The 25252-nt window shown below is 56.9% G+C and carries 23 protein-coding genes and 1 pseudogene; 7 read left to right on the forward strand and 17 right to left on the reverse strand.

The window, feature by feature from the left end; translation table 11 throughout:
- Positions 1–233 precede the first annotated feature (233 nt).
- Entirely contained in the window at positions 234–1559 is a 1326-nt protein-coding gene (locus tag AC1DWM_RS18575; RefSeq protein WP_477795827.1) for an OprD family porin, read from the forward strand.
- A gap of 303 nt (positions 1560–1862) precedes the next feature.
- On the opposite strand, the gene AC1DWM_RS18580 is transcribed toward AC1DWM_RS18575, so the two are convergent.
- The 6 genes from AC1DWM_RS18580 to AC1DWM_RS18605 form a co-directional block, all read right to left on the reverse strand.
- Positions 1863–2243: a DUF6124 family protein gene (locus AC1DWM_RS18580; RefSeq protein WP_477795828.1), complete on the reverse strand. Its 381-nt coding sequence runs from the start codon at positions 2241–2243 to the stop codon at positions 1863–1865.
- 346 nt (positions 2244–2589) lie between these two features.
- Positions 2590–2922, reverse strand: a complete 333-nt coding sequence (locus AC1DWM_RS18585; RefSeq protein WP_223520365.1) for a DUF2790 domain-containing protein — start codon at positions 2920–2922, stop codon at positions 2590–2592.
- Positions 2923–3002: 80 nt separating this feature from the next.
- Positions 3003–3203, reverse strand: coding sequence for a co-regulatory protein PtrA N-terminal domain-containing protein (locus tag AC1DWM_RS18590; RefSeq protein ID WP_477795829.1), 201 nt, complete (start codon positions 3201–3203; stop codon positions 3003–3005).
- A gap of 201 nt (positions 3204–3404) precedes the next feature.
- Positions 3405–6557 carry a CusA/CzcA family heavy metal efflux RND transporter gene (locus AC1DWM_RS18595; protein WP_477795830.1) on the reverse strand — a complete coding sequence of 1051 codons (3153 nt, stop codon included), beginning with the start codon at positions 6555–6557 and terminating at the stop codon, positions 3405–3407.
- Between the two features lie 26 nt (positions 6558–6583).
- A complete protein-coding gene (locus AC1DWM_RS18600) occupies positions 6584–7789 on the reverse strand; it encodes an efflux RND transporter periplasmic adaptor subunit (protein ID WP_477795831.1) in 1206 nt (401 codons plus the stop codon).
- Between the two features lie 49 nt (positions 7790–7838).
- Positions 7839–9119 carry a TolC family protein gene (locus tag AC1DWM_RS18605; protein WP_223520372.1) on the reverse strand — a complete coding sequence of 427 codons (1281 nt, stop codon included), beginning with the start codon at positions 9117–9119 and terminating at the stop codon, positions 7839–7841.
- A gap of 479 nt (positions 9120–9598) precedes the next feature.
- Between AC1DWM_RS18605 and AC1DWM_RS18610 the strand changes: the two genes are divergently transcribed.
- Positions 9599–10273, forward strand: a complete 675-nt coding sequence (locus AC1DWM_RS18610) for a heavy metal response regulator transcription factor (RefSeq protein WP_477795832.1) — start codon at positions 9599–9601, stop codon at positions 10271–10273.
- The gene (locus tag AC1DWM_RS18615; protein ID WP_223520375.1) at positions 10270–11679 is read left to right on the forward strand and encodes a heavy metal sensor histidine kinase; all 1410 of its coding nucleotides are present in this window, start codon (positions 10270–10272) and stop codon (positions 11677–11679) included. The genes AC1DWM_RS18610 and AC1DWM_RS18615 overlap by 4 nt, the downstream gene beginning before the upstream one ends.
- A 345-nt stretch (positions 11680–12024) precedes the next feature.
- Here the strand turns inward: AC1DWM_RS18615 and AC1DWM_RS18620 are convergent, their stop codons facing one another.
- Genes AC1DWM_RS18620 through AC1DWM_RS18645 form a run of 6 tightly spaced genes read right to left on the reverse strand, consistent with a single transcriptional unit; the run spans position 12025 to position 17961 of the window.
- The gene (locus AC1DWM_RS18620; protein ID WP_223520377.1) at positions 12025–13767 is read right to left on the reverse strand and encodes an ABC transporter substrate-binding protein; all 1743 of its coding nucleotides are present in this window, start codon (positions 13765–13767) and stop codon (positions 12025–12027) included.
- A gap of 47 nt (positions 13768–13814) precedes the next feature.
- Positions 13815–14087 carry a DUF2160 domain-containing protein gene (locus AC1DWM_RS18625; RefSeq protein WP_046032507.1) on the reverse strand — a complete coding sequence of 91 codons (273 nt, stop codon included), beginning with the start codon at positions 14085–14087 and terminating at the stop codon, positions 13815–13817.
- Positions 14088–14097: 10 nt separating this feature from the next.
- Positions 14098–14898, reverse strand: coding sequence for a carbohydrate ABC transporter permease (locus AC1DWM_RS18630; RefSeq protein WP_007946968.1), 801 nt, complete (start codon positions 14896–14898; stop codon positions 14098–14100).
- Positions 14899–14906: 8 nt separating this feature from the next.
- Positions 14907–15773, reverse strand: coding sequence for a carbohydrate ABC transporter permease (locus tag AC1DWM_RS18635; protein ID WP_452627280.1), 867 nt, complete (start codon positions 15771–15773; stop codon positions 14907–14909).
- The gene (locus AC1DWM_RS18640) at positions 15770–16867 is read right to left on the reverse strand and encodes an ABC transporter ATP-binding protein (RefSeq protein ID WP_477795833.1); all 1098 of its coding nucleotides are present in this window, start codon (positions 16865–16867) and stop codon (positions 15770–15772) included. The genes AC1DWM_RS18635 and AC1DWM_RS18640 overlap by 4 nt, the downstream gene beginning before the upstream one ends.
- Positions 16867–17961 (reverse strand): ABC transporter ATP-binding protein, encoded by a 1095-nt coding sequence (locus tag AC1DWM_RS18645; RefSeq protein ID WP_223520385.1) that lies wholly within the window; start codon positions 17959–17961, stop codon positions 16867–16869. The genes AC1DWM_RS18640 and AC1DWM_RS18645 overlap by 1 nt, the downstream gene beginning before the upstream one ends.
- A gap of 473 nt (positions 17962–18434) precedes the next feature.
- On the opposite strand from AC1DWM_RS18645, the gene AC1DWM_RS18650 reads away from it, so the two are divergent.
- On the forward strand, positions 18435–20282 hold the full coding sequence (locus AC1DWM_RS18650) for a sigma-54-dependent Fis family transcriptional regulator (RefSeq protein WP_477795834.1): 1848 nt from the start codon (positions 18435–18437) through the stop codon (positions 20280–20282).
- A gap of 381 nt (positions 20283–20663) precedes the next feature.
- Here AC1DWM_RS18650 and hxsC read toward each other — a convergent pair whose 3' ends face one another.
- The 4 genes from hxsC to hxsA2 are packed head-to-tail and all read right to left on the reverse strand — an operon-like array spanning position 20664 to position 23857.
- Positions 20664–21827 (reverse strand): His-Xaa-Ser system radical SAM maturase HxsC, encoded by a 1164-nt coding sequence (gene hxsC, locus AC1DWM_RS18655; RefSeq protein WP_477795840.1) that lies wholly within the window; start codon positions 21825–21827, stop codon positions 20664–20666.
- On the reverse strand, positions 21821–23278 hold the full coding sequence (hxsB, locus tag AC1DWM_RS18660) for a His-Xaa-Ser system radical SAM maturase HxsB (protein WP_477795835.1): 1458 nt from the start codon (positions 23276–23278) through the stop codon (positions 21821–21823). Before hxsB ends, hxsC begins: the two co-directional genes overlap by 7 nt.
- Positions 23271–23573 carry a His-Xaa-Ser system protein HxsD gene (gene hxsD, locus AC1DWM_RS18665; RefSeq protein ID WP_477795836.1) on the reverse strand — a complete coding sequence of 101 codons (303 nt, stop codon included), beginning with the start codon at positions 23571–23573 and terminating at the stop codon, positions 23271–23273. Before hxsD ends, hxsB begins: the two co-directional genes overlap by 8 nt.
- On the reverse strand, positions 23573–23857 hold the full coding sequence (gene hxsA2 / locus AC1DWM_RS18670) for a His-Xaa-Ser repeat protein HxsA2 (RefSeq protein ID WP_477795837.1): 285 nt from the start codon (positions 23855–23857) through the stop codon (positions 23573–23575). Before hxsA2 ends, hxsD begins: the two co-directional genes overlap by 1 nt.
- On the opposite strand from hxsA2, the gene AC1DWM_RS18675 reads away from it, so the two are divergent.
- From AC1DWM_RS18675 to AC1DWM_RS18685, 3 genes and pseudogenes are all read left to right on the forward strand, one after another.
- Positions 23748–24068, forward strand: coding sequence for a hypothetical protein (locus tag AC1DWM_RS18675; protein ID WP_477795841.1), 321 nt, complete (start codon positions 23748–23750; stop codon positions 24066–24068). The two genes, hxsA2 and AC1DWM_RS18675, sit on opposite strands and share 110 nt — an antisense overlap.
- Positions 24069–24340: 272 nt before the next feature.
- A complete protein-coding gene (locus tag AC1DWM_RS18680; RefSeq protein WP_477795838.1) occupies positions 24341–24799 on the forward strand; it encodes a class I SAM-dependent methyltransferase in 459 nt (152 codons plus the stop codon).
- A gap of 49 nt (positions 24800–24848) precedes the next feature.
- Positions 24849–24965 (forward strand): annotated as a pseudogene (locus tag AC1DWM_RS18685) (helix-turn-helix domain-containing protein); the annotation flags it as partial.
- Positions 24966–25038: 73 nt separating this feature from the next.
- Here the strand turns inward: AC1DWM_RS18685 and AC1DWM_RS18690 are convergent.
- Positions 25039–25252 (reverse strand): integrase core domain-containing protein (locus AC1DWM_RS18690; RefSeq protein ID WP_477795839.1); only part of this gene is annotated, 214 nt, incomplete at its 5' end.

Below are 25252 nucleotides of genomic sequence, written 5' to 3' on the forward strand. Positions count from 1 at the left end.
GTCAACACATGCTTGATTGACAGTCCGCTATCGCGAGCAGGCTCACTCCTACAAGGGTTCGCTGAAGTTCGTGTGGCATCCACATGACGAAATTGTAATTACCCCATCACCTTCGCGTTATCCGCAGATTGCAACGATGTCACCCGGCAACCCTGCCGGCGGGCGCTTGCCCGCCGAACGAAAAAACCAAGCCGAAGCACGTTGCCCTTCTGCCGGAACCCAAGGAGTGATTGATGGTTAACGCTATAAAAATGTCGATGGCCGCTTTGGCTGTAATGGTCGGCGCAGGGCCGTCCATGGTCTTTGCGGAAGATAAAGCCGAGGGGTTTATCGAAGGCAGCAGCCTGACGGTGCTAAATCGTAACTTCTACTTCAATCGTGATTACCGCAAAGGCCAGTCCAGCCCGACCGGCAATGGGTATTCCGAAACCTGGGCCCACGCCATCATCAGCGAATACGAGTCCGGATTTACCCAAGGCACCGTCGGGGTCGGTGTCGATGCATTTGCGATGATCGGCTTGAAACTCGATACCGGTGACGGTCGCAACGGTGGCGACAGTTCGTTCGACATGCTTCCGGTGGACAGTGACGGCCAGGCACAGGACGAATACACCAAGGTGGGTGGCGCCGCCAAAATTCGGGCCTTTGACACGGTGATAAAAGTCGGCGACGTGTTCCCCGCCACCCCGGTCGTTGCGGCAGGTGACTCTCGATTGCTTCCGGAAAGTTTCCGAGGCGTCACGGCCACTAACAACAGCATCGACGGACTATCGATACAGGGCGGTCGTCTGCATGCCATGAGCCAACCGGTGTCCAGCGACATGCGCGAAAACTTTGAGACCTTCTATGGCGGCCCGGTTGACTCACCGTGGGCCAGTTATTTCGGTGGCGACTACGCGCTGAACAACAACCTCAGTTTCAGTTTGTATTCCAGCCGCCTCAAGGATGCCTGGAATCAACACTACGCAGGCACCGCATGGACTTACCCGCTGTCGGATGAGCTGTCGCTGTTTGGCGGCCTTAACTATTACAAGGCGGTCGATGAAGGCAAACAGTTGCTCGGCAAGTTTGACAACAACATCTGGAGCGGCCGGGTCGGCGTGAAACTCGGCGCCCACTCCGTCGCATTATCCCACCAGCGCAACAACGGTAATGACGACTTCGACTACCTGCGTCAGTCCGACTCGATCTTCCTCGACAACTCCCTCCAGTACAGCGACTTCAACGCGCCCAAGGAGCGTTCCTGGATGGCGCGTTACGACCTCGACATGACGACCTATGGCGTGCCGGGGCTGTCTTTCATGACCCGTTATGCCCGCGGCACTGACGCCGACTATACCAACGCCAATGACGTGTACATGCGTCGCGATGCCGAAGGCAACCCGCTCACGGACCAGAAACGCTGGGAGCGCGACGTAGAAGTCAAATACGTGGTGCAGAGCGGCTCGCTGAAAGATATGTCGCTGCGTCTGCGTCAAGCCACTACCCGCGCCACGGCGTTCGAGTCGGATCTGGATGAAGTGCGGGTGATTGTCGAGTATCCGTTGGCGATTCTTTAGGTTTACCGCGTCTCCACTATTCACCTTTAGAAGCTCCTTGCTCCTTTGGAAAGAGGTGAATTTTTTGGCGTCCTTCGGGGCGCCTTTTTTTGGCCCGGACTTGGCCGGCCCATCCACCATCTTCATCGACTGACCCACCGCTATCGCGGGCAAGCACGGCTCCTACAGGTTCAGCGGTGTACGCAACGACTTCAGGTACCCCGGAAATACTGTGGGAGCGAGCCTGCTCGCGATGAGGCAGGCCCATCCAGCATCTTAATTGACGGACCCACCGCTATCGCGAGCAGGCTCGCTCCCACAGGGTTATGCAGCAGGATCGACGTTATCCAGCGCCTTGTTCACCGCCAGCTCGCCAAGCATCACCACCTGTGCAATACCCAGCAACGTCCTGCGGTGCGTGCCTTCCAGCAGCGCGGCAAAGTCACCGAGCATGACCGTGGCCGAGGCCAGGGATTCGCAGGCGTTGGCCAGCAGGGATTCGGTGTCGGCTTCGGGATTGACGAAGAACATTTTGTTGGGGGTGTATGGCGTGGCCATGATTTTGGCGGTGGGGCTGAGGTAGTAGTCGAGAGCGCGGTCAGCGGCTTCGTGGAGTTTTCGGGTGTCGACGGAGGCATAAGGGGATGTTGAGTCGGCGTCCGCAACGGCGTCTGCTTCGGGAGGGTTGGGTGTTGGCTTTTTCATAAGTAACTCCGGTGTGGCGGTGGAGCTGACCCGTTCGGTTCCAATCGAAGGGGTGGCAGCTGTACGCAGGTTGGAACCCGGGCCACCGAAAAACCCGACAGACTCTAAGTCTCCCGCGCACAGCTGCCATAACGGAGTGCACACCATCAAGGTGCGCAAGCATACGTCATGAAAGCCACTTTTGCGCTTTCGGGGTTCCGGGGTTCCAATCCCGATCGCTGAATTGGCAGCGACCAGCACAGGCTAGAGACCGGACGTCCGACGGACAACCTGAAAACATTGTGGGAAGGTTCTGCTATTCAGTCACAGCCTTAAACATCGCGAATTGAAATACGCGATGTAGGCCTCATCCCCCGCCCTTTCGGCAATCGCCTGCCACGGTGTATTTGAGGGTGTTGAGCTGGCCTTGCGAGTCTTCGTAGGTCATGGCGGCAGGCACCACGGCGCAAGCAGTCTGCGGGCGCACTACGCTGACCACTTTCACCACATCCAGCTTCATCCCGTATTCATAGTCCTTCACCACCGGCGCCGGTTTGCCCTGGCTGGCAGCGTATTGCTCCATGGCTTTGGTGTTGGCGCTCAGCATTTTCTCGAACGTCCGGTCACCGCCGCCTTCAGCCAGCACATTCAGGGACATCGCCATCACGCCGGCGAACGCAATCCATTTGAAAATTTTCATATCCGATACCTTCAGATCCGGGCTCATAAAAAAAGCCCGCCATCGACCTTCGATGACGGGCTTGATCAAGTGCGACACGCTTACAAGTCTTTAGACTTTTCGTCCTTCTTTTCATTGACTACGACGGGGTCACGCGCCTGTTCTTTGGCCACATTCAGTGCCATCACGCGGTCATTGGCCGCCATCATTCTTGCGAATGTCCTGTCGCCGCCACCGGCCGCCATGACCAGAGAAGACATCATCAACGCCACCGCAAACGCACCGGTTTGTACAAGTTTCATGTTTGATTCCTCGTTTAATTAATTAACGGGATCAAGGTAACAATTCGAACCTTTCGTGACGGTGGCGCCGAAATTACATATCCGTTATGTGCCAGAAAGAACTGTGGGAGCGAGCCTGCTCGCGAAAGCGGTGGATCAGTCAGCATCATTACCGACTGATAGGCCGCATTCGCGAGCGGGCTCGCTCCCACAGGGGGTCACCTATTGGGTTGAGGTAGTGTCTTCGTCTCGTCGATGGGCGAGCTGATACAGCGCCGGCAAGATCAGCAATGTGAGGATGGTCGAAGACAGTATCCCGCCAATCACCACCGTCGCCAGCGGACGCTGCACCTCCGCCCCGGTGCCAGTCGCCAGTGCCATCGGAATAAAGCCCAGGGACGCCACCAGCGCCGTCATCAACACCGGCCGCAAGCGGGTAAGCGCACCTTCGTTGATCGCGTCACTGAGAGAGCGCCCCTCCTCACGCAGGTTGCGGATGAACGCAATCATCACCAGGCCGTTGAGCACCGCCACTCCCGACAGCGCAATAAAACCGACGCCCGCCGAGATCGACAGCGGGATGTCCCGCAACCACAACGCCAAGACGCCGCCGGTCAAGGCAAACGGAATCCCGGTAAACACCAGCAGCCCGTCCTTGAGGTTGTTGAACATCATGAACAACAGACCGAACACAAGCAGCAACGCCACCGGCACCACGATCTGCAAGCGCTTGGCCGCCGACTGCAACTGTTCGAACTGCCCGCCCCAATTGGTCCAGTAACCCGCCGGAACCTGAACATCGCGCTCGATCACCTCGCCCGCTTCTTTAACAAAGGAGCCAATATCGCGCCCACGCACGTTGGCGCTGACGATGACCAGGCGCTTGCCGTTTTCGCGGCTGACCTGATTCGGCCCCAGCACCAGATCGAGGCTGGCAACATCCTTGAGGGCGATGAAGCCAATCTGATTGGCAGCACCATTGAGCGGCGCCGGCACCGGAATCAGCAGCGCCGACAAGCCTTCGATGTCCTTGCGCATGGCATCGGACAGGCGCACCACCATGTCAAAACGTCGGTCCCCTTCATACAACGTGCCGGCCTGACGCCCACCCACCGCCACCGCAATAGTGTCTTGCACATCACCGACGTTGAGCCCGTAGCGCGCCGCCTTGTCGCGGTCGATGTTGATAGTCAGCACCGGCAGGCCGGTGGTTTGCTCCACTTTGACCTCGGACGCGCCGTTGACCTTCTGCATGGCGGTAGCGATTTGTGCCGCCGTGGCATTGAGCACGTCCATGTCGTCACCGAACACCTTGACCGCAACGTCGCTGCGCACGCCGGAGATCAGCTCGTTGAAGCGCAACTGGATCGGCTGCGACAGCTCATAGTTGCTGCCCGGCAACGTCGCGGCGGCTTGTTGCAGTTCAGTCATCAGGGTTTCACGGGACTTGCCCGGGTCCGGCCACTGATCTTTTGGCTTGAGCATCACGTAACTGTCGGAGATGTTCGGCGGCATCGGGTCGGAGGCGATTTCGGCGGTGCCGGTGCGGGCGAACATGCGCTCGACTTCCGGCACTTTGGCGAGGATCAGAGTTTCCAGACGCTGCTGCATGTCCACCGACTGGGTCAGGCTGGTGCCCGGCACGCGCAAGGCTTGCAGGGCAAAATCGCCTTCACTGAGGCTCGGCACAAACTCGCTGCCCATGCGGCTGGTTACCGCACCGCTGAGCACAATCACGCCCAATGCCATGCTTACGGCCAACGCCCGATGGTTCATCACCCAGGCCAGCGCCGGTGCATACACCCGCCGCGCGCCGCGCATGACCGCGCCTTCCTCTTCCTTGACCTTACCGGTGACAAACAGCGCAATAGCCGCCGGAACAAACGTCACCGACAACAGCATGGCGCCCAACAACGCGATGACCACAGTGAACGCCATCGGGTGGAACATTTTCCCTTCGACACCGCTCAAGGCGAAGATCGGCAGGTACACGACCATGATGATCAACTGGCCGAAAATCAACGGTCGCCGCGCTTCTTTGGCTGCCGCAAACACTTCGTGAAAACGCTCGGAACGGGTCAGCAAACGCCCCTGATGCTGCTGCGCATGGGCCAGCCGTCGCAGCGTGTTTTCAACGATCACCACCGCGCCGTCGACGATGATGCCGAAGTCGAGCGCACCGAGGCTCATCAAGTTGGCGCTGACTTTGTTACTGAACATCCCGGTGAAGGTAAACAGCATCGACAGCGGAATCACCATTGCAGTGATCAGCGCCGCGCGGATGTTGCCAAGGAACAGGAACAGAATCGCGATCACCAGAATCGCGCCTTCCACCAGGTTCTTCTTCACCGTGGCGATGGCTTTGTCCACCAGGTGCGTGCGGTCGTACACCGGCACGGCGATCACGCCTTTGGGCAAGGAGCGGTTGATCTGTTCAAGCTTGTTGGCGACAGCCTGGGACACGGTGCGACTGTTTTCACCGATCAGCATGAACACCGTACCGAGCACCACTTCGCGACCGTTTTCGGTGGCTGCACCCGTGCGAAGTTCACGGCCGATGTCCACGGTGGCGACGTTCTTGACCCGGATCGGCGTGCCGTCGACGTTGGCCATCACGATATTGGCGATGTCTTCGGTGCTCGCCACTTGCCCCGGCGCACGAATCAGCAATTGCTCGCCGCTGCGCTCGATGTAGCCGGCGCCGACGTTGGCGTTATTGCGTTCCAGCGCCGTGACCAGATCGGTAAGGGTCAGTTTGTACGCCGCCAGCAGTTTCGGATCGGGGGCAATCTGATACTCCTTGGCAAACCCGCCGATAGTGTTGATCTCGGCGACACCTTGGACGTTGCGCAACTGCGGCTTGATGATCCAGTCCTGAATCACCCGCAGATCGGTCGGCGTATAGGCTGTGCCGTCGTCTTTGAGCGCACCGTCCTGCGCCTCCACTGTCCACAGGAAAATCTCGCCAAGACCGGTGGAAATCGGCCCCATCATCGCATCCACTCCCTCGGGCAAATGCTCCTTGGCGATCTGCAGTCGCTCGTTGACCAACTGCCGGGCGAAGAACAGATCGGTGCCGTCCTTGAAAATCACCGTGACCTGCGACAATCCCGAGCGCGACAGCGAACGGGTCTGCTCCAGCGACGGCAGGCCGGCCATCGCGGTTTCAATCGGGAAGGTGATGCGCTGCTCGGTTTCCAGCGGCGAGAACCCAGCGGCTCCGGTGTTGATTTGCACCTGGACGTTGGTGATATCCGGCACGGCGTCGATCGGCAGTTTTTGATAACTGGCGATGCCGAGGCCGGCCATGAGTAAAACGGCGAGCAGCACGATGATGCGCTGCTCGATGGCAAACTGGATCAGGCGTTCGAACATGAGAACCTTCTCGTCGAGGGGTCGGATCAGTGGGAGTGCTCAGCCGAGGCTTTGCCCAATTCCGATTTGAGAACAAAGCTGCCGGCGCTGGCGACTTGCAGGCCGGGCTCCAACCCCTGGGTGATTTCCACCTGACCGGCCGCGCGACTGCCCAGCTCCACTGCTTGCGCCTTGAAGCCGTCGTCGGTGCGCACGAACACTGTGGGTTTGTCCTCGACCGTCTGGATCGCGGTTTCGGGCACGGCGACTTTGGCTTGTCGGCTGTCAGTGGCGACCAACGCATTCACGAACAACCCCGGACGCCACGAACCTTGCGGATTTTCCAGGGTGACGCGAACCGTTGCGGTGCGCGTCTGTTCGCCCAGTAAACTGCCGACGTAAGCCACGGTGCCGACGACTTCTGCCCCCAGCTCCGGAGCGCTGACAGAGACCGGTTTACCAACCTGCACTTTGTTCAAATCCTTGGGCGAAACGCCGAACGTCACCCACACCCGGGACAGGTCCGAGAGCGTGTAAGCAGCCGTGGTTTCATCGACCACCTCCCCCGGCGTCAGGTGTTTTTCCACCACTACGCCGTCAAAGGGCGCACGCAATTCGTACCGATTGCCGCCGCTGGCGACCACGCTGCCACTGAGTACGCTAATTTTCTGTCGAGCATTGCTCAGGGCGATTTCGGCCTCTTCCAACGCCTGACGGGCCTGGAGGAAATCCTGCTCGGGGGAAATCTTGTCCTGCCACAACTGCCGCTCACGCTCGAACGTGGTGCGCGCCAACGCCAGACGCCGCTGTGCGGCCGCCTGTTCGCTGCGCTGATCGGAAATCTGCTGACTGGCGATCACCGCCAGCAACTGCCCCTTCTTCACCGACTGCCCGAGGTTGACCGACACCGACTCGACCACCCCCGGCACGCGAGGCACCAGGTGCGCGGTGCGGTCTTCGTCAAAGCGCACTTCGCCGGGGAACGGCAGGCCAAGACTGATGTTCTGCGCCTGTGCTTCGGCCAGTTGAATGCCGGCCGCCGCGATCTGTTCGTTGCTGAGTGTGAGGTGTCCTTCTTCGCTTTCACCTTCGGCATGTCCGCCGTCGGCTGATGCGCCTTCTTCAGCATGGTCGGCATGCTCCGACACTTCATCGGCATGGGCGTCAATGGGCGAGTTACCCACCCACAACGAGCCGATACCAATGCCCAGGGTCAATGTCGCCACAGCGACCACGATCAGTTTTTTATCCATGGAAACTCCTCTGCGTCAGGCCATCGCGCAGTGATTTAAAAGATGAAATTCAGGGGCTGACGCCGAACGCGCCGAGATCGCCGAAAATGCGTTCGATGCGCACCCGCGCGTCTGTCGCTTCGGCAACGGCCTGGATGTATTGGGTGCGAGCACTGATCAGGGTGCGCTGGGCGTCGAGAACGTCGAGGAACCCGAACTTGCCCATTTCGAAACCGCGCGTAGCGCTGTCGACCGCACTTTGCGCGGCGGGCAGAATGGTCTGGTGGAACGCTTTGACTTCGCCGTTGGCGGTCTGCCATTGCGCAAGCGTGGTCTGGATTTCCGTGCGCAAGCGCAGTTCGGTGGCGTTGCGCAGATCCCGCGCCTGGTCGGTGCGCCGCGCCGCCGCCAGCACGTTGCCCTGATTGCGATTGAACAGTGGGATCGGCATCGATAGCCCGACCACATTCACTCGCTCGCGATCCAGTTCGCTGTACTGGCTGCCGACACTCACGGTCACATCAGGAATCCGCTGGGTCTTCTCCAACGCCAAGGAGGCTTCACGCTGGACGATCTGCAATTTGGCCAGGCGCATATCGGCGGTCTCCTTCAGCCGTTCCAGCAAACGGGTAGGCGGCGGCATGGCGGGCATGCCTTGAGTGGCCGTTTGCACAGTGGTCGACGTCGGCAACGGTGCCCCCATGACCTGCGCCAATTGCTGGTACGCGTTGGCCTGATCGCGCTCGGCGCGGCTCATTTCCAGACGCACTTCCGACAGTTGCACCTGCGCTCGCGTGCCTTCGACCGGCGATGATTTGCCCGCCTGGATGCGGCCTTGCGCCACCCGCAGCCCCTGCTCGGCCAGCTCCAGTGACTGGCTGGACAACTGCAAGCGCTGCTGCGCCGTTTGTGCGCTGGAGAACGCCTGAATCACATCGGCGCGCAAAGCGTTGCTCCTGCGCTCCAACTCGATTCCGGCGGCATCCTGCGCACGGCTGGCGACATCGATCCGCGCACCGCGTTTGCCGCCCAGTTCAATTGGCTGGCTGAGCATCACCGTGGTGGTTCGCGACTCACTGCGCGTGTCTTCGGCCTCCCACGACACTTCAGGGTTGGGGATCAAACCGGCCTGCTGTCGATCCCCTTCGGCTATTCCGATCTCCCATTGGGCGGCCGCCAACTCAGGGTTACCGGCAAATGCCGTTTTCAGGGCCTGATCCAGTGTCAGTGTCGAGCCGGACGAAACAGCCGCCAGACACGGGCCGGCCAATAACAAAAAGCAGGTGGCCGTCACCACGCCTGCTGTTTTTTTCAGGCGTGATCGCGCCGTCAGTTCTCTTAAACCGGGCAATGGAATACTTCCTTTTTAAATCAAGAAAATTCAATGTCGCCACGGTAGGGTTTTGAGCTTATCGACAAGGTGACTGAAACATTACAAATACGTTATCCACGGTTCCAGCAAGTTGTTTTGCTCTACCATGCGAAGTGCAAACCGCTATGTAGCAATACTAAGAAACAAATGCCCGGTATTTATCCGCCGAACAGTACTTGCCCGATTTCAATTCCCATGAGGTTGAAGCACTTTCGAAGCAGGCCTCTGCGTCAGGCTGTCGCATCAGGCCATTTTCAAGGCTAGAGGCCTAGCGTTGCGGTTGACCCTGTAGCCACTACAGACTTTATCGTGCACGCCCTGACCGGAGAACTCTCTGCAGGAAAGCAAGAACCCATTCAACTCGCCGTTATAAATAAACGTCCGGAAGCCTCTATAAGAACAACAACTTTCCCGACAACCTTAATTACATGTCTTTTAAATAAAAGTGGTGATTGATCATGCGAATCCTTGTCGTCGAGGACGAGCTTAAAACTGCCGAATACTTACATCAGGGACTGACAGAAAGTGGTTATATCGTTGATCACGCGGCCAATGGAACCGATGGGCTGCATCTGGCCCAACACCAGGTTTACGACCTGGTGATACTGGACGCCAATCTGCCGCAACTGGACGGTTGGGGCGTGCTGGAACAACTGCGCCGCACCCGCTCTACTCGCGTGATGATGTTGACCGCTCGAGGTCGTTTGGCTGACAAGATTCGCGGTCTGGATCTGGGCGCCGACGATTATCTGGTCAAACCGTTCGAGTTCCCCGAATTGCTGGCACGGGTGCGTAGCCTGATGCGCCGCAGCGAAAACATCCCGGTGCCGCAAGTACTCAAAGTTGCCGATCTGGAACTCGATCCGGGGCGTCATCGCGCCTTTCGCGGCGAGCAGCGCATCGACCTGACCACTAAAGAGTTCGCCCTGCTGCATCTGCTGATGCGCCAGTCCGGCGAGGTGCTCACCCGCACCCAAATCATTTCGCTGGTGTGGGACATGAACTTCGACTGCGACACCAACGTGGTCGAAGTCTCGATCCGGCGTTTGCGGGCGAAAATCGACGACCCGTTCGACAGCAAACTGATCCATACCCTGCGCGGTGTCGGCTACGTGCTGGAGGCGCGGGAATGAAGCCGGCGAGCCTGTCGCTGCGCCTCGGTCTGACGGTCAGCATTGTCGGGGCGCTGCTGGTGGTGTTCCTGGCGATCCTCGCTTATTTCACCCTGACCCACGAGCTGAACGCAGTATCCAGAGACAGCCTGGAAAAGAAGATGGAGCAAGTTGAACACAGCCTGGCGCTGTACACCGATCCCGGAGAAATCAGTTCGAAGCCGCACATCTTGCTCGACCAGGTCATGGGGCATGACAACCTCACTCTGACCATTTATGAGCGCAGCAATCTGCGCGCACCGCTATTGAAGTCCGGCACCGGCATGGCCGATCCGCGCCTCGAACTGAAGGCAGTGCGGGCGGCCACCGATCAGTTGGCTTACTCCACCAGCACCGACGCTCAGGGCACGAAGTTCCTCACAGTCTCCAGACTGATCCGCATCAAGGACGGCACCCGCGTCCCGGTGCTGTTGTCGATGGACAATGCTCACGATCAGGCGTTGCTCAGCGCTTATCTGCGTTCGACGCTGATGGCTTTGCCGTTACTGCTGATTTTCATCGGTCTCAGTGCCTGGGTGGCGGTGCTGCGAGGTCTGGCACCGATGCGCGAGTTTCGCCAGGTGGCGGCGATGGTTTCGACGCAGGACCTCGACCATCGACTCTCGGTGGTGAACATGCCACAGGAACTCAGTGAACTGGCGCAAGGTATCAATTTCATGCTGCACCGCCTCGACAACGGCGTGCAGCAGTTGTCGCAGTTCTCCGATGATCTGGCCCATGAGCTGCGCTCGCCGATCAACAATTTGATGGGCAAGGCACAGGTAACACTGTCTCGGGAACGCACGACTCAGGAATACAAAGATATTTTGGTGTCGTGTACCGAAGAACTGGAACGCGTCGCGCGAATAGTCTCGGACATGCTGTTTCTGGCGCAGGTCAGCCAGCCGGCGGCGCTTACGCCTTTCGAGCTGATTGCGCTGGAAGATGAAGCCCTGAAAGTCGCCGACCTGTTTTCCCTTTCGGCGCAGGACAAACAGATTCATTTGACTGTGGTGGGCAGTGCTCGGGTGAAAGGCGACCGGTTGATGATCCAGCGGGCGATCTCGAACCTGATGTCCAACGCCCTGCGTCACTGCCCGGCCGGGCAAACGGTTTCGCTGCTGATTGAACAAGGCGCGACGCAGGTTTCCCTGCTGGTCAGCAACCCCGGTGCAGGCATCGAAGCGCAGCATCTGCCGCATCTGTTCGACCGCTTTTACCGCGTCGACAGCAGCCGTTCCCGCGCCCAGGGCAGCACCGGACTGGGCCTTGCCATCGTGCGCTCGATCATGAGCCTGCATCAGGGGGTGGCGGAGGTTAAGAGCATGCCGGGGGCGATGACGGTGTTTCGGTTGGGGTTTCCTGCGATTGAGGGGGTGGCGCATTGAGGCCACAGGCGGGGGGATCTTCGCTGTGAGGGATGGCCTCTTCGCGGGCAAGTCGAATCGTCGCACCGCCGCTCCTACAGTGATCACCGTCGTCCGCAGAATGTGTGAACACCACTGAAACCTGTGGAGCGTGGCTTGCCCGCGAATGCGGTGGATCGGGCAACAGCAATGGTTAATGTCAGTCCGCTATCGCGAGCAGGCTCACTCCCACAGGTATTGCGTCGGTCACAAATGCTGTGAACATCGCAGATCATTGTGGGAGTGAGCCTGCTCGCGATGACGGACTATCAGGCACAAATAAAAACGGCACCTTTCGGTGCCGTTCGCCTTTCTCAGTGCAGAAGTTTACTTAGGCGCGTTCGCCCACGACTTCAGCAGCTCGTTGTAGTTGACGGTTTCACCCTTAGGCTTCTCGTTCGCCAGTTTCGGCTTCGGTGCACCCGGTTGATCGAACCAGTATTGCGCATCGCGCTCGGGGTTCATTTTCGGTGCGCAGGTGGTTTGCGCTTTCGAACGTTCCAGGCGGGACATGATGGCGTCCTGATCCTTGGCCAGACCGTCCAGTGCCTGTTGCGGAGTTTTCTCGCCGCTGGCCGCTTCGGCGATGTGGCTCCACCACAGTTGTGCCAGACGCGGATAGTCCGGCACGTTGGTCCCGGTCGGGGTCCATTGCACGCGGGCCGGGCTGCGGTAGAACTCCACCAGGCCACCGAGTTTCGGTGCCAGGTCGGTCATCGCTTGCGAGTTGATGTCCGACTCGCGTATCGGCGTCAGGCCGACGATGGTTTTCTTCAGCGACACGGTTTTCGAGGTCACGAACTGCGCATAGAGCCAGGCGGCGAGTTTCTGTTTCTCAGGCGTGGACTTCAGGAACGTCCAGGAACCCACGTCCTGATACCCAAGCTTCATGCCCTCTTCCCAGTACGGGCCGCGCGGCGACGGCGCCATGCGCCATTTCGGCGTGCCATCGGCATTCACGACGGGAAGGCCCGGCTTGGTCATGTCGGCGGTGAACGCGGTGTACCAGAAAATCTGTTGGGCAATGTTGCCTTGGGCCGGTACCGGACCGGCCTCGGAGAAGGTCATGCCCGCCGCTTCCGGTGGCGCATAGGCCTTGAGCCAGTCGACGTATTTCTGCGTGGCGAAAACTGCCGCCGGCCCGTTGGTGTCGCCGCCGCGAGTCACGCTGGAGCCCACCGGGTGGCAGTCCTCGACCCGAATGCCCCACTCGTCCACCGGCAAGCCGTTGGGAATGCCCTTGTCGCCGGCACCGGCCATGGAGAACCAGGCATCAGTGAAACGCCAGCCCAGGGACGGGTCTTTCTTGCCATAGTCCATGTGCCCGTAGACCCGCTTGCCGTCGATTTCCTTGACGTCTTCGCTGAAGAATTTGGCGATGTCTTCATAGGCCGACCAGTTCACCGGCACGCCCAATTCGTAGCCGTACTTTTCCTTGAACTTGGCTTTCAGCTCAGGCCGCTCGAACCAGTCAGCGCGGAACCAGTAGAGGTTGGCGAATTGCTGGTCAGGCAGCTGATAGAGCTTGCCGTCCGGGGCCGTGGTAAAGGAGGTGCCAATGAAGTCCTTGATGTCCAGCGTCGGCGAGGTGAAGTCCTTGCCTTCGTTGGCCATCAGGTCGGTGATCGATTCAGTCTTGCCGTAGCGAAAGTGTGTACCGATCAAGTCCGAGTCGTTGACCCAGCCGTCATAGATGCTCTTGTCCGATTGCATCACGGTCTGCAGCTTTTCCACCACGTCGCCTTCCTGCAGCAAGTCGTGGGTCAGCTTGATGCCAGTGATCTCGGTGAAGGCCTTGGCCAGGACCTTGGACTCATATTCGTGGGTGGCGATGGTTTCCGAAACCACTTTGATACTCATCCCGCGAAACGGCTGCGCCGCCTTGATGAACCACTTCAGTTCTTCCAGCTGTTGATCGGCTGTCAACGTGGATGGCTTGAATTCACTGCCAATCCATTTCTTCGCAGCGTCTTCATAGGCGTCGGCCCAGGCCGCAGCACTCAACCCACTGAGTGCCAGCATGGCTGCCAATGAAATGCTATGTCGCAGCTTATTGTTTTTGTCGAACATAGAGACCTCCTGTTTGAATTTCGGAGCAACATTGCCGAGCGATTCGACTAGCCCCAACGCATCACAGCCAACAGCCACACCAGGGACAACGCGGACGCTACCCAGATGCTCCAGTCGGTGACGCCAATTACCAGCAAATGCAGGTAGGCGCTGCCGAGAAGACCGATAAACAGCCGATCGCCACGGGTGGTGGCAATCGGCAAGAAACCTCGCTTGAGAATGCTCGGCGAGCGCAACTCCCAGGTCGTCATGCCCACCAGGATCAGGGCAATGACGCAGAAGAACGCCGCCGTAGGGCCGGTCCAACTCATCCATTCCATCATCAGCTCCTCATACCCGACCCAGGGCAAAGCCCTTGGCCACGTGGTTGCGAACAAACCAGATCACCAACATGCCCGGCAGGATGGTCAACACCCCTGCCGCCGCCAGCACGCCCCAATCGATGCCCGACGCCGAAACCGTGCGGGTCATCACCGCCGCAATCGGCTTGGCATTGACCGACGTCAGCGTGCGCGCCAAGAGCAATTCAACCCAGGAAAACATGAAGCAGAAAAACGCGGTGACGCCGATGCCGGAGCCGATCAGCGGGATAAAAATCTTCACGAAAAACTTGGGAAAACTATAGCCGTCGATGTAGGCGGTTTCGTCGATTTCCTTGGGAACACCGGACATGAAGCCCTCAAGAATCCACACCGCCAACGGCACGTTAAACAGGCAGTGAGCCAAGGCCACCGCGATGTGGGTGTCAAACAGGCCGATCGAGGAATACAGCTGGAAGAACGGCAACAGGAACACCGCCGGTGGCGCCATGCGGTTGGTCAGCAGCCAGAAGAACAGGTGCTTGTCGCCGAGGAAGCGATAGCGCGAAAACGCATACGCCGCCGGCAGTGCCACGCTCAAGGCAATCACCGTGTTCAGGCTCACGTAATACAGCGAGTTGAGGTAACCGGTGTACCAGGCCGGATCAGTGAAAATCACCTTGTAGTTATGCAAGGTGAAATCCGCGGGGAACAACGTCAGGCCGCCGAGGATTTCGGTGTTGCTCTTGAACGACATGTTCAGCAGCCAGTAGATCGGCACCAGCAGGAACAGGATGTAGATCAGCAGCGGAATAAGCTTTCTCTTGCTCATGGCGGGCCTCAGCGGTTGGCGTCAGAGTGAGTCATGGCGGTGTAGAACAGCCAGGACACCAACAGGATGATCAGGAAGTACACCAACGAGAATGCGGCTGCCGGCCCCAGGTCGAATTGCCCTATGGCCATCTGGGTCAGGGTCTGACTGAGGAACGTCGTGGCATTCCCCGGACCGCCACCGGTCAGCACGAACGGCTCGGTGTAAATCATGAAACTGTCCATGAACCGCAGCATCACCGCGATCAACAGCACGCTTTTCAGCTTGGGCAACTGGATGTGCCGGAACACCGCCCAGGCCGAGGCCCGATCAATCCGCGCGGCCTGGTAATACACGTCCGGAATCGCCCGCAAACCGGAGAAGCACAACAGCGCCACCAACGACGTCCAGTGCCACACGTCCATCACCAGCACCGTGACCCAGGCGTCCATGGTGTTCGCCGCATAGTTGTAGCTGATGCCCATGGCTTTGAGGCTTGCCCCCAGCAGGCCGATATCGGCGCGGCCAAAAATCTGCCAGATCGTGCCGACTACGTTCCACGGAATCAGCAACGGAATCGCCAGAATGATCAGCACCAGCGACGACCAGCGCCCCTTGGTCGGCATGGTCAACGCGATGGCGATACCCAATGGGATTTCGATCAGCAGCACGCAGCCGGAGTAGATGAACTGGCGCAACAGCGAGTCATGCAGGCGCGGATCGAGCAGCACTTGCCTGTACCAGTCGGCGCCGACGAAGTAGCGGCTGGACTGGTCGAAGATGTCCTGCACCGAATAGTTGACCACCGTCATCATCGGGACCACAGCGCTGAAGGCCACCAGCAGAAACACCGGCAACACCAGCCACCAGGCCTTGTTGTTTTGCACCTTGTTCATGGCTGTGCCTCCAGCAGGAATTCATCGGCATACACCATCAACCACTGCGCCGGAAAACTGATGTACGCCGTGCCTTCAGGCACCGGTTTGTCTTCGGCCAGGCGCACTTTCAATGGCGCGCCGTCGAGGTTCAGGGTCAGGATCTTGTAGGTGCCGAGGTCTTCGATGTGCACGACCTGCGCCTTCATCGCGTCATCAAAGGGTTCTTCCCACACATGCACGAACTCTGGCCGAATACCGACCTTGAGGGTTTTCCACTCGGATTCAGCGATGCGTTTCTGTTGAGCTTCAGACAACGCTAGATGCGTCGAGGCGAACCCCACGCCACCCGGTTGCGGCTTGACCTCGATCAGGTTCATCCCCGGGCTGCCGATGAAATAGCCGACAAAGGTGTGGCTCGGCCGTTCGAACAATTCTCGCGGCGTACCGAATTGCACGATCTGCCCGCCGTACATCACGGCGATTTTGTCAGCGAAGGTCGAAGCCTCCAACTGATCGTGAGTGACGTAGACCATGGTGATGTTGAACTGCTCGTGGATCTGCTTGAGCTTGCGCCGCAGCTTCCACTTCAGGTGCGGGTCGATCACGGTCAGCGGTTCGTCGAACAGGATCGCCGAGACGTCATCGCGCACCAGCCCACGGCCCATGGAGACTTTTTGCTTTTCATCGGCGGTGAGGTTACTGGCCTTTTTGCTCAGCAGCGCCTGAAGGTCCAGGACCTCGGCAATTTCTTGCACCTTGGTGTGAATTCTCGCCTCGGCCATGCCCTGATTTCGCAGCGGAAACGCCAGGTTATCGAACACCGTCATGGTGTCGTAGACCACGGGGAACTGAAAAACCTGGGCGATGTTGCGCTTCTCCGGCGTCAGGTTGTTGACCGCTTTGCCGTCGAACAACACATGCCCTTGAGAGGGGCTGAGCAGCCCGGAAATAATGTTGAGCAAGGTTGACTTGCCACACCCGGAAGGCCCGAGTAACGCATAGGCTCCGCCTTGTTCCCAAACGTGGTCCATCTCGCGGATCGCATAATCCTCGGGGCCGGCCGGGGTTTTGGTGTAGCTGTGGGCGAGGTTCTGCAAACGGATTTCGGCCATCAGGCAACCCTCGCAATACGGCGGCCAGGCGCCTGGATCAAACGCCCCTGCGCATCGAACACAAACAGTTTATGGGTCGGGATATAAATGCGGATCGGCGCATCGACGTCGTATTCGTGAACACCGGGCAAGTGCAGCACCAGCAGGAAATGCTCGTTGCGCACATGCAGGAAGGTTTCCGAACCGCTGATCTCGGCGACTTCGACCGTCACAGCCAGTTCCAGATCATCGTCATTGCTCGGCACCAGTGAGATGTGGCTCGGACGCACGCCAAAGCGGAACTCGCCTTCACCCACCGGCCGCAGGTCGACGTTCAACGGGAAGTGCACGAAATTGGCGAAGCTGACTTCGTTACCGGCAATCCGCCCCGGCATCAGGTTGATCGGCGGCTCGGAGAACAGCTCCGCCGCCAGTACGCTTTGCGGCTGGTGATACACCTCGGACGACTTGCCGCTCTGGATCACCCTGCCTTCGTGAAGAATGGTCGTGGTGCCGCCCAGCGCCAGGGCTTCGTTGGGTTCGGTGGTGGCGTAAATCGCGATAGTGTGCCGCGCCTTGAACAGCTCGCGCATTTCCTGGCGCAGTTCTTCGCGCAGCTTGTAATCGAGGTTGACCAGTGGCTCGTCGAACAGGATCAGCTCGGCATCTTTGACCAGCGCGCGGGCCATGGCCGTGCGCTGTTGCTGGCCGCCGGAGAGTTCGAGGGGATGGCGCTGGAGGAACTTCTCGATGCGCAGCATCTTCGCGGTTTCCAGCACTTTGCTCTGGATCAATTCGTTGGAAACACCGCCCTGGCGCAATGGCGAGGCAATGTTCTCGAAGACGGTCATGGTCGGGTAATTGATGAACTGTTGATAGACCATCGACACGTTACGCAGCCGCACCGGGCGCTGGGTGACGTCGACGCCATTCATCAGGATGCGGCCGCTGTCGGGCTTGTCCAGACCGGCCATCAGGCGCATCAGACTGGTTTTGCCGGACAGCGTGCGCCCGAGCAAGACATTGAAGGAACCGGGTTCAAAACTCAGGCAGGCATCGTCGATCCAGGTCTGGCCCTCGACGGTGCGGCTGACGTGTTCCAGGGTTAATGACATGGCTCGGCCTTTTTTATTATTTGGAGTCAAGCGACCGGAGCTACAGAGCGACTTTCGTGCCAAAAATTGCAAGCCTTTGATCTGGCTTGAAAATCCGTAAGTGAGCGGAGTCATCGCTTTCGTTGCTGAACAGAAATGAACAACCGCGACTGAACAACTGAACAACTGAACAATCCAGCCGTTGACAATGAACAATAGTGAACAACACTCTACACACCGTTTTACTGCAAAATATTCTGAATTACGCACGGCCTTGTAGCAGCTGCCGAAGGCTGCGTCCGGCGGCGAAGCCGTCGTAAAATCAGGCGCCACGGTGTATCAGGATGACCGCGTATTCAGGTTTTACGACGACTGCGTCGCCGGACGCAGGCTTCGCCAGCTGCTACAAGGGTTCCCGTTGGCAGCATGCATCACCTAAAACCTGGTTTCGCCCATAACAAAAACAATAAAAGCTTGCTCAGAGATCGACTGCCATGGCCGCACCCGCCTCGCCGCTCTCCCACGACGCCGTCATTCAGGACTCCTGGTCCCGCTGCCGCGCGTTCGGCCTCAACCATCAGAGTGTCCCTGCGTTCGATCAACTGCCGGCCGAAGGCATCGCGCAATTGCTGGAGAGCCAACATTCGCTGGTGCAGACCACGCACCAGGAAGTGCTGCCGTATTACGAAAACATCCTGAGCAATTCCAACTGCCTGATCATGCTCGCCGACAATCAAGGCCAGGTCCTGACGTCATGGGGCACCCAGCGGTTTATCGAGCCGAGCCTGACCCGTGGTTTCAGTGCGGGCGCCAGCTGGATGGAGCGTTGCAGCGGCACCAATGCCATCGGCACCGCGCTGGCCTGCGAGCAAGCCGTGCACATCGAACACGATGAACACTTTCTGAAAGCCAACCGCTTCATGACCGGTTCCGCCGCGCCGATTTTCGATGCCGAGCGCAAAGTCATCGCGGTGCTGGATGTGTCCAGCGACAGCTACCTGCCGCCGTCGCACACCCTGGGCATGGTCAAAATGATGAGCCAGACCGTGGAAAACCGGCTGATTCTCAACCTGTTCCAGGGCCAGCATTTTCAACTGACCTTCAACACCGGATTAAACAACCTCGACAGCCAATGGGCCGGGCTGTTGATCTTCGATGAGACCGGCCAGGTGCTCTCCGCCAACCGCCGGGCCGACAATCTATTGGGCATCAGCCTGTCGCGGGTCAGCATCGAGAGCCTGTTCAAGGTCTCGTTACTGGAACTGCTGAACCAGCCCGACGGCCTGCCATTCGCCCTGCAAGCCTCCGGGCGCAACCGCTTCCAATGCCTATTGAGGCGACCGAAACTAGTGCCGATTCAGGCGCGACTGTTTTCTGAACCCAAGAGCGCCGAGCCGGCCGTGGCGGCACCCGAAGCGATTAGCCTCAACACCCTGCACTTCGGCGACAGCCGCGTGGAAAAAGCCGTGCGGCAAGCCGAACGCCTGCTGGAAAAAGACATTCCGCTGTTGATCCACGGGGAAACCGGGGTCGGCAAGGAAGTGTTCGTCAAAGCCTTGCATCAGGCGAGCTCGCGCAGCAAAAAACCGTTCATTGCCGTTAACTGCGCAGCGATCCCCGCCGAACTGGTGGAGTCTGAGCTGTTTGGCTACGAGAAAGGCGCGTTCACCGGAGCTAACCAGAAAGGCAGCATCGGGCTGATTCGCAAGGCCGACAAAGGCACCCTGTTCCTGGATGAAATCGGCGACATGCCGTTGCCGACTCAGGCTCGGTTATTGAGGGTCTTGCAGGAACGCTGCGTGCAGCCGGTGGGCAGTAGCGAGCTGTTCCCGGTCGATATCCGGATTATTTCGGCGACTAACCGTGCGTTGCGCGAGCAAGTGCAACTTGGTCGGTTTCGTGAAGACTTGTATTACCGCATTGGCGGCCTGACCCTGGAATTGCCGCCGCTACGGGAACGTAGCGACAAGCAGGCGTTGTTCAAACGCTTGTGGGAGCAACACCGCGAGCCGACGCAGTGGGCCGGGTTGAGTCGTGAAGTGTTGGAGTTGTTCGGCCGTCACCCGTGGCCGGGGAATTTGCGTCAGGTCAGCAGCGTGATGCAGGTGGCGCTGGCCATGGCCGAGGAGCAACCGGTGCGACCTGAGCATTTGCCGGATGATTTTTTTGTCGATCTGGAGATGGAGCCAGTGGATTCGCCGGAGACTCTGGCGGTGGATTTGAATGATGTTGAGGATTTGAATCGGCAGTTGCGGGCAGCTGGGGGGAATATTTCGTATCTGGCCCGACGGCTTGGGGTTAGCCGTAATACTCTTTACAAGCGGTTGCGCCAGACTGAGTGATGAGTGAGTAGCAATCCTGGTGTTCGGCTTGAGACCATCGCGGGCAGGCCCGCTCCCACAGTGGACCGAGTTGGATTCCAATTTGATGTAGGACACAAATCCCTGTGGGAGCGGGCTTGCCCGCGATGACGCCAGCCCTGTCACTGCAGTACTTAAGCCCTGCACATAAACAAAAACCCGAATAAAGTGCTTATAGCGGCGACTGACCCTGTTGACTGAGTAGTTACACAGACTTGCTCACTCACCCGCAAGCATTCAACGTGACCAACCATTGCATCGGAGTTGACCACTACCAATCAGCGACCATTACAAGCAGTGAACACCATTTGCGGACGTGTATGCACTAATGACGCTATATGACTCACTAAAATGATGCCGAAGTCAGAATGGAACTAAGTGCTTGCTGTAACCAAATTTAACACCTGATGCGAAGAAACCTCCGCATTCGCGCTGTTTTTTACAGCTCTGACACTCAGAAGCGTACTCGTTCTTCCAGTCGCTGATTGATTTACGGTAGTAGGGTTGAATGTCCGGATTCACCAAACACAGCTGATGGTTGTAGACCGAGATATTCATGCCGTACTTGGCCAAAATCCCAACTGATTTGCTGAGTGTGTCTTTGTACTCGATTGGGTCAATCCACAGCTCATCAAGATTGGCCCTAGTGAAGCCCATCATCTCAAGGCCCATCAACGCCACATGATCAACAAACAGCAGATTGCGTGCGATGAACTCACACAGCTCAGGCAGGCGCTGCACTGATAGCTTGTGAATGACAACTCGGATCTCAACCTTCTGACCCAAACGCTTCAGATTGAGAATGCCCTGAATGGTTTCATCGAATGCGCCTTGGGCCTGGACGATGTAGTCATGCAGCGTTGGATCGTCCGAATAGACAGGTATTCCGATCATCGCGTCGGGCAATTCAATCTGCGCATACTTTTCGGCGAACGCAGGATCTTTAAAACTGCGCCCGTTCGAGAGAATGTGGATTGCAGTTCTTGGTAGATAACTTTTTGTCAGACTGATGATCTTAAGGAAACGCTCCCGATTGGTCGTTGGCTCGCCGCCAGTAAATACCAATTCTGGGGTGTCCTTTGGAATTAGCGGGATCAGATTTTCCGTTTCATCGAGCAACCATGAATCATCAGCAGCCTTAGGCGGTTGTGAGCACATCAAGCAGTAATGATTGCACTGCTCAGTTATCAGAATGCTGTTGTTGGGCGCCGATGCCCGAAATAGTACACGAATAGTCCGACGATCTGCTGAAAGCCTGACTATGTCACCATCACCAATGTAGCTGTAGTCATTCGGTAGGAGTGAGTAATCAGAGTTGGAAGGCAGCACTTCAACCAACTCACGATGCTTTTCAAGTAGTAGGTAGTGTGCGAATCCTAGGGGAATCTGGTGGTCAGAAACCAAATAGGCCATTTCTCGTCGCAAAACTTCAGGCAGATTCCGGCTGGTCGCCACTTTGAGTAAGGTGAGGTCCTTGTGAACATCAACCGCATGGATACGGATAATTTTTCCGCCGAGCTTCAGCATCGATTGGCCCATCCCATAAAAATCCGTTTCGTTTGCTCATCGCTTTCCATCAGCTCAATGAGATGCTTGAAAATCGCCATATTTCGCTTGCAGAAAGACGACTCAGGTTTTCTTGCAACCACGTCCTTGTGGATGGCGTGATGGTAGACGGGCTCGGCGCCACAGTAAGGCTCAAATGCACAGTCAGAGCACATTGGAGCGCTTAAAGTGAACGAGTTCTCCAGTGCATCCAGAAGCTGATCAGAGAGGATTATGTCCTCATAGGAGTGCTCAAGAATGTTGCCCAGCCGAAACGTATGATCGCCCATTTCGGCAAGCATTCGGCTTTCATCTGAGGCGTAGACCGATCCGTCGTAGTTGAACACGATGGCTGCGATGCCAGCACCGGCAGGGTTCATCAAATCAACAAACCCAGGGTCCCCTGATGTCAACATCTTCGTCAGCACAATCGAGGAGTACTGCTCTACAAATCTTATGCCGGACTTGTTCAGCTCAATAATGTACTCAAGACCTTCCTTGTAAAACTCCAGCCAACGCTCCGTGTCATACGACATGAATTTCTTGGTCTTGATCGCAAAGCCGTAAGGGGAAAGCGTACGTAAGAAGATCCCATCAAAGCCTAGGCGCAAGTATTCATCAATGATGTCACGTGCGCGTGGCAGGCTCTTATCTGTGGTTGTCATCAGGGCTGACACTTGGTCATAGCCGAGGGCTGCACGGGCTTTTTTCAAGCCTTCCTCGAAACGCTGGTGACTATCTCGGCCTGGCCGTGGGCGATTTGCATTATGCAGATCCATTGGCCCGTCCAGCGAAGATGAAAGCACGATGTTGTGCCGCTTACAGAATTCGAGCATGTCATCGGTCAGAAGCGACAGTGTGGTCGCGATGACGAACCGCAGATCTCGCCTTTCCTTGATGTTGCGCTTTTTTGCTTCAAGAACGACGTACCTCACCATCTCGAAGTTCAGCAGTGGTTCGCCACCTTGAAATTCAATTTTGATCGCTGGATTCGGTGACCTAAAAACGAAATCCAACGACTTGTCTGCCATCTCCGCGGTCATGTCGAATTCGCCTTTGCTTTCCGACTGCCTTGATACCTGGCAATACGGGCAGCTGTGGTCACAGCGAAGGGTCACCACAAAGATATGTAGATTGGTGAACTGGGCCAGCCTGGACAACCGTGTGCGTATTTTGAGTGCCAAGAGCTGAAGTGGCGCTTGCTCATTGGTGAAGCGAATGAATTGCTTGGACCGGAGCGTAGGGATCAGCTCTGACGAGAGTGGAAGCGTCTTGCTAATGATCGGCTCAAGCATAGGCGATGGTATGACGTGGAACTCGCCTGCCATGTTGGTGATGACATACTCGTCGTCATTAAGGCGATCAAACTTGAAGGGCAGCAACTCGTAAGGACGTTGCTGCGCGTAGAACTCAAGCTTTTGGAATTTACTCACTAGTAAGCCCGGTTTTTGAAAAGGCCAGTCCAAGGATCAAATTTTTGATCGGCTGCGTCTCAGTGCTCAGCTGGTGGCGCAATTGATAGTCGAGCACATCCTTCTTGAATTCTTGAACGGCAGATAGGAAGGACGACTCATCAACGCCGATATTCGAGGACAAGGCGCAGATAAACATCCCCTCATCGGCTGCGATATCAATCGTCAGAAAATTCATCGAGCGATAAGCGGCTTTCTGCAAAACCTGCGCGTCGTAAAGCCGCTCATCAAAAACGAGCTTATGTGAGTAAGCCATCAGGAGCCTGAAGTGTGAGAGGTGTGCGAGGAGTGAGAAGCATGGGAGCTGTGGGAGGTATGGTAAGCCATCAACTGCCCTTGGCCCCCACGTTTGAGAACAAAGGCGAATTGATCACTACCACCGCGCACCGAAAGGTTTTCGCTTTGAGCTTCAGCCGGGAATGTATTTGGGGTGTCGGTTATTGGTTCTATAACCTCGTGGGTGGCTACTGCTGAAGCTTGTTCGGTTGCCATCGCAGCTGCAAGAGTGGCCATCGGTATCAGAAAGGAGCGTTTTTTCATCGCGAAATTTCCCTATCGTTTTTGTGGTTTTTGGCGAGTCTCGCTGACACATATCAATGATGTCAATATGGAATCGACTAGCGGCCTATTACTCGCCCATAACCCGACAGACGACACGCTTTTTAGTAAAGGCTATAGAGCAAAAAACGGCAGCACAGAGATGGCGCCATATAATTCTCCTATTACCGTCCTTGACGGACGCGGCGCATAGCCTTTCACGAAAATTGAGACTCCCCACCAGACACGAGAAGGCGTTATCGAACCTCTTGAGCTATCTTAAACTTTCAGCGCAGGTCAACAGCCCCTGATGGCTTTAAAATTGCTTATGGGGCATGCAGTGGTAATCTTGTTTTTTATTTGCAGAGCAATTTTCGCAGGCTCCCTATGAGATTGAGAAATAGTCAAATCGACAGTCATTACAGTCGACATAAAAAACCGCTATCCGACGATCCTTCTAGTTTCTTAGAGGGGGTGCTTTCAGTCTTGAATTTACATGAAGGGTTAGCTGTTCTTGATGCGGGGTGCGGGTATGGTCGTAATTCAGTACTATTATCCAAACATAATTTAAATGTAGTGGCTGCAGATTTTTCCTATGAAAGCTTTAGCAACTCATGGTTCTTAAGCCATAAAAATATAAACCCAATTGTTTTGGACTGCAGAAAACCACTACCATTCAAAAGCAATTCTTTTTCAGCCGTGATCATCATTCATTTTTACAATAAATATTTAATGGAACATTTAATCGACACAATTAAGCCATCTGGATTCTTAATTTATGAAAGCATCGGTGGCAACGGTGAAAACTGGCGTGAACTGGGTGTTTCCGGAGAAGTAAAAAAAATCTTAGAGAAAACGTTTATTATCAAACACTACAAAGAGCGACTTGTTGGTCCCGATAAAAAATATGCCACCGTAAAATTGGTTGCTCAAAAAATTAGTTAATAGAGCACCTGCGACTATAGACTGAAAGCATTCGCTCGAATGKGTCTACGATATTGAGGATTTGAATCGGCAGTTGCGGGCAGCTGGGGGGAATATTTCGTATCTGGCCCGACGGCTTGGGGTTAGCCGTAATACTCTTTACAAGCGGTTGCGCCAGACTGAATGATGGGTTGGCCGGACGGGCCCCTTCGCTGGCAAGCTGAGTCTGGTCCAGTAATTTTGGACATTGTTTTCGGTTCTCACGCCGCCATCTTTTCTGCCGCTACCGGCGAGTGGTAACCGTTGTAGCTGTGGCGCCTTACATTGTTGTAGCGCGCCACATATCGGTTGATATCTACTCGGGCCTCATATTCCGAGTGGTAGCCCTCTTCAGGCACCCATTCGGACTTCAAGCTGCCAAAAAAACGCTCCATCGGGGCGTTATCCCAACATTGGCCTTTTCGACTCATGCTC

The sequence above is a fragment of the Pseudomonas sp. P4_C8 genome (assembly GCF_056401975.1).

What these genes read in the sequence shown, in the direction of transcription:
- AC1DWM_RS18575 (WP_477795827.1), top strand. Translation starts at nt 234, where the DNA reads ATGGTTAACGCTATAAAAATGTCGATGGCCGCTTTGGCTGTAATGGTC.
- AC1DWM_RS18580 (WP_477795828.1), bottom strand. Translation starts at nt 2,243, where the DNA reads ATGAAAAAGCCAACACCCAACCCTCCCGAAGCAGACGCCGTTGCGGAC.
- AC1DWM_RS18585 (WP_223520365.1), bottom strand. Translation starts at nt 2,922, where the DNA reads ATGAAAATTTTCAAATGGATTGCGTTCGCCGGCGTGATGGCGATGTCC.
- AC1DWM_RS18590 (WP_477795829.1), bottom strand. Translation starts at nt 3,203, where the DNA reads ATGAAACTTGTACAAACCGGTGCGTTTGCGGTGGCGTTGATGATGTCT.
- AC1DWM_RS18595 (WP_477795830.1), bottom strand. Translation starts at nt 6,557, where the DNA reads ATGTTCGAACGCCTGATCCAGTTTGCCATCGAGCAGCGCATCATCGTG.
- AC1DWM_RS18600 (WP_477795831.1), bottom strand. Translation starts at nt 7,789, where the DNA reads ATGGATAAAAAACTGATCGTGGTCGCTGTGGCGACATTGACCCTGGGC.
- AC1DWM_RS18610 (WP_477795832.1), top strand. Translation starts at nt 9,599, where the DNA reads ATGCGAATCCTTGTCGTCGAGGACGAGCTTAAAACTGCCGAATACTTA.
- AC1DWM_RS18615 (WP_223520375.1), top strand. Translation starts at nt 10,270, where the DNA reads ATGAAGCCGGCGAGCCTGTCGCTGCGCCTCGGTCTGACGGTCAGCATT.
- AC1DWM_RS18620 (WP_223520377.1), bottom strand. Translation starts at nt 13,767, where the DNA reads ATGTTCGACAAAAACAATAAGCTGCGACATAGCATTTCATTGGCAGCC.
- AC1DWM_RS18625 (WP_046032507.1), bottom strand. Translation starts at nt 14,087, where the DNA reads ATGGAATGGATGAGTTGGACCGGCCCTACGGCGGCGTTCTTCTGCGTC.
- AC1DWM_RS18630 (WP_007946968.1), bottom strand. Translation starts at nt 14,898, where the DNA reads ATGAGCAAGAGAAAGCTTATTCCGCTGCTGATCTACATCCTGTTCCTG.
- AC1DWM_RS18635 (WP_452627280.1), bottom strand. Translation starts at nt 15,773, where the DNA reads ATGAACAAGGTGCAAAACAACAAGGCCTGGTGGCTGGTGTTGCCGGTG.
- AC1DWM_RS18640 (WP_477795833.1), bottom strand. Translation starts at nt 16,867, where the DNA reads ATGGCCGAAATCCGTTTGCAGAACCTCGCCCACAGCTACACCAAAACC.
- AC1DWM_RS18645 (WP_223520385.1), bottom strand. Translation starts at nt 17,961, where the DNA reads ATGTCATTAACCCTGGAACACGTCAGCCGCACCGTCGAGGGCCAGACC.
- AC1DWM_RS18650 (WP_477795834.1), top strand. Translation starts at nt 18,435, where the DNA reads ATGGCCGCACCCGCCTCGCCGCTCTCCCACGACGCCGTCATTCAGGAC.
- hxsC (WP_477795840.1), bottom strand. Translation starts at nt 21,827, where the DNA reads ATGCTGAAGCTCGGCGGAAAAATTATCCGTATCCATGCGGTTGATGTT.
- hxsD (WP_477795836.1), bottom strand. Translation starts at nt 23,573, where the DNA reads ATGGCTTACTCACATAAGCTCGTTTTTGATGAGCGGCTTTACGACGCG.
- hxsA2 (WP_477795837.1), bottom strand. Translation starts at nt 23,857, where the DNA reads ATGAAAAAACGCTCCTTTCTGATACCGATGGCCACTCTTGCAGCTGCG.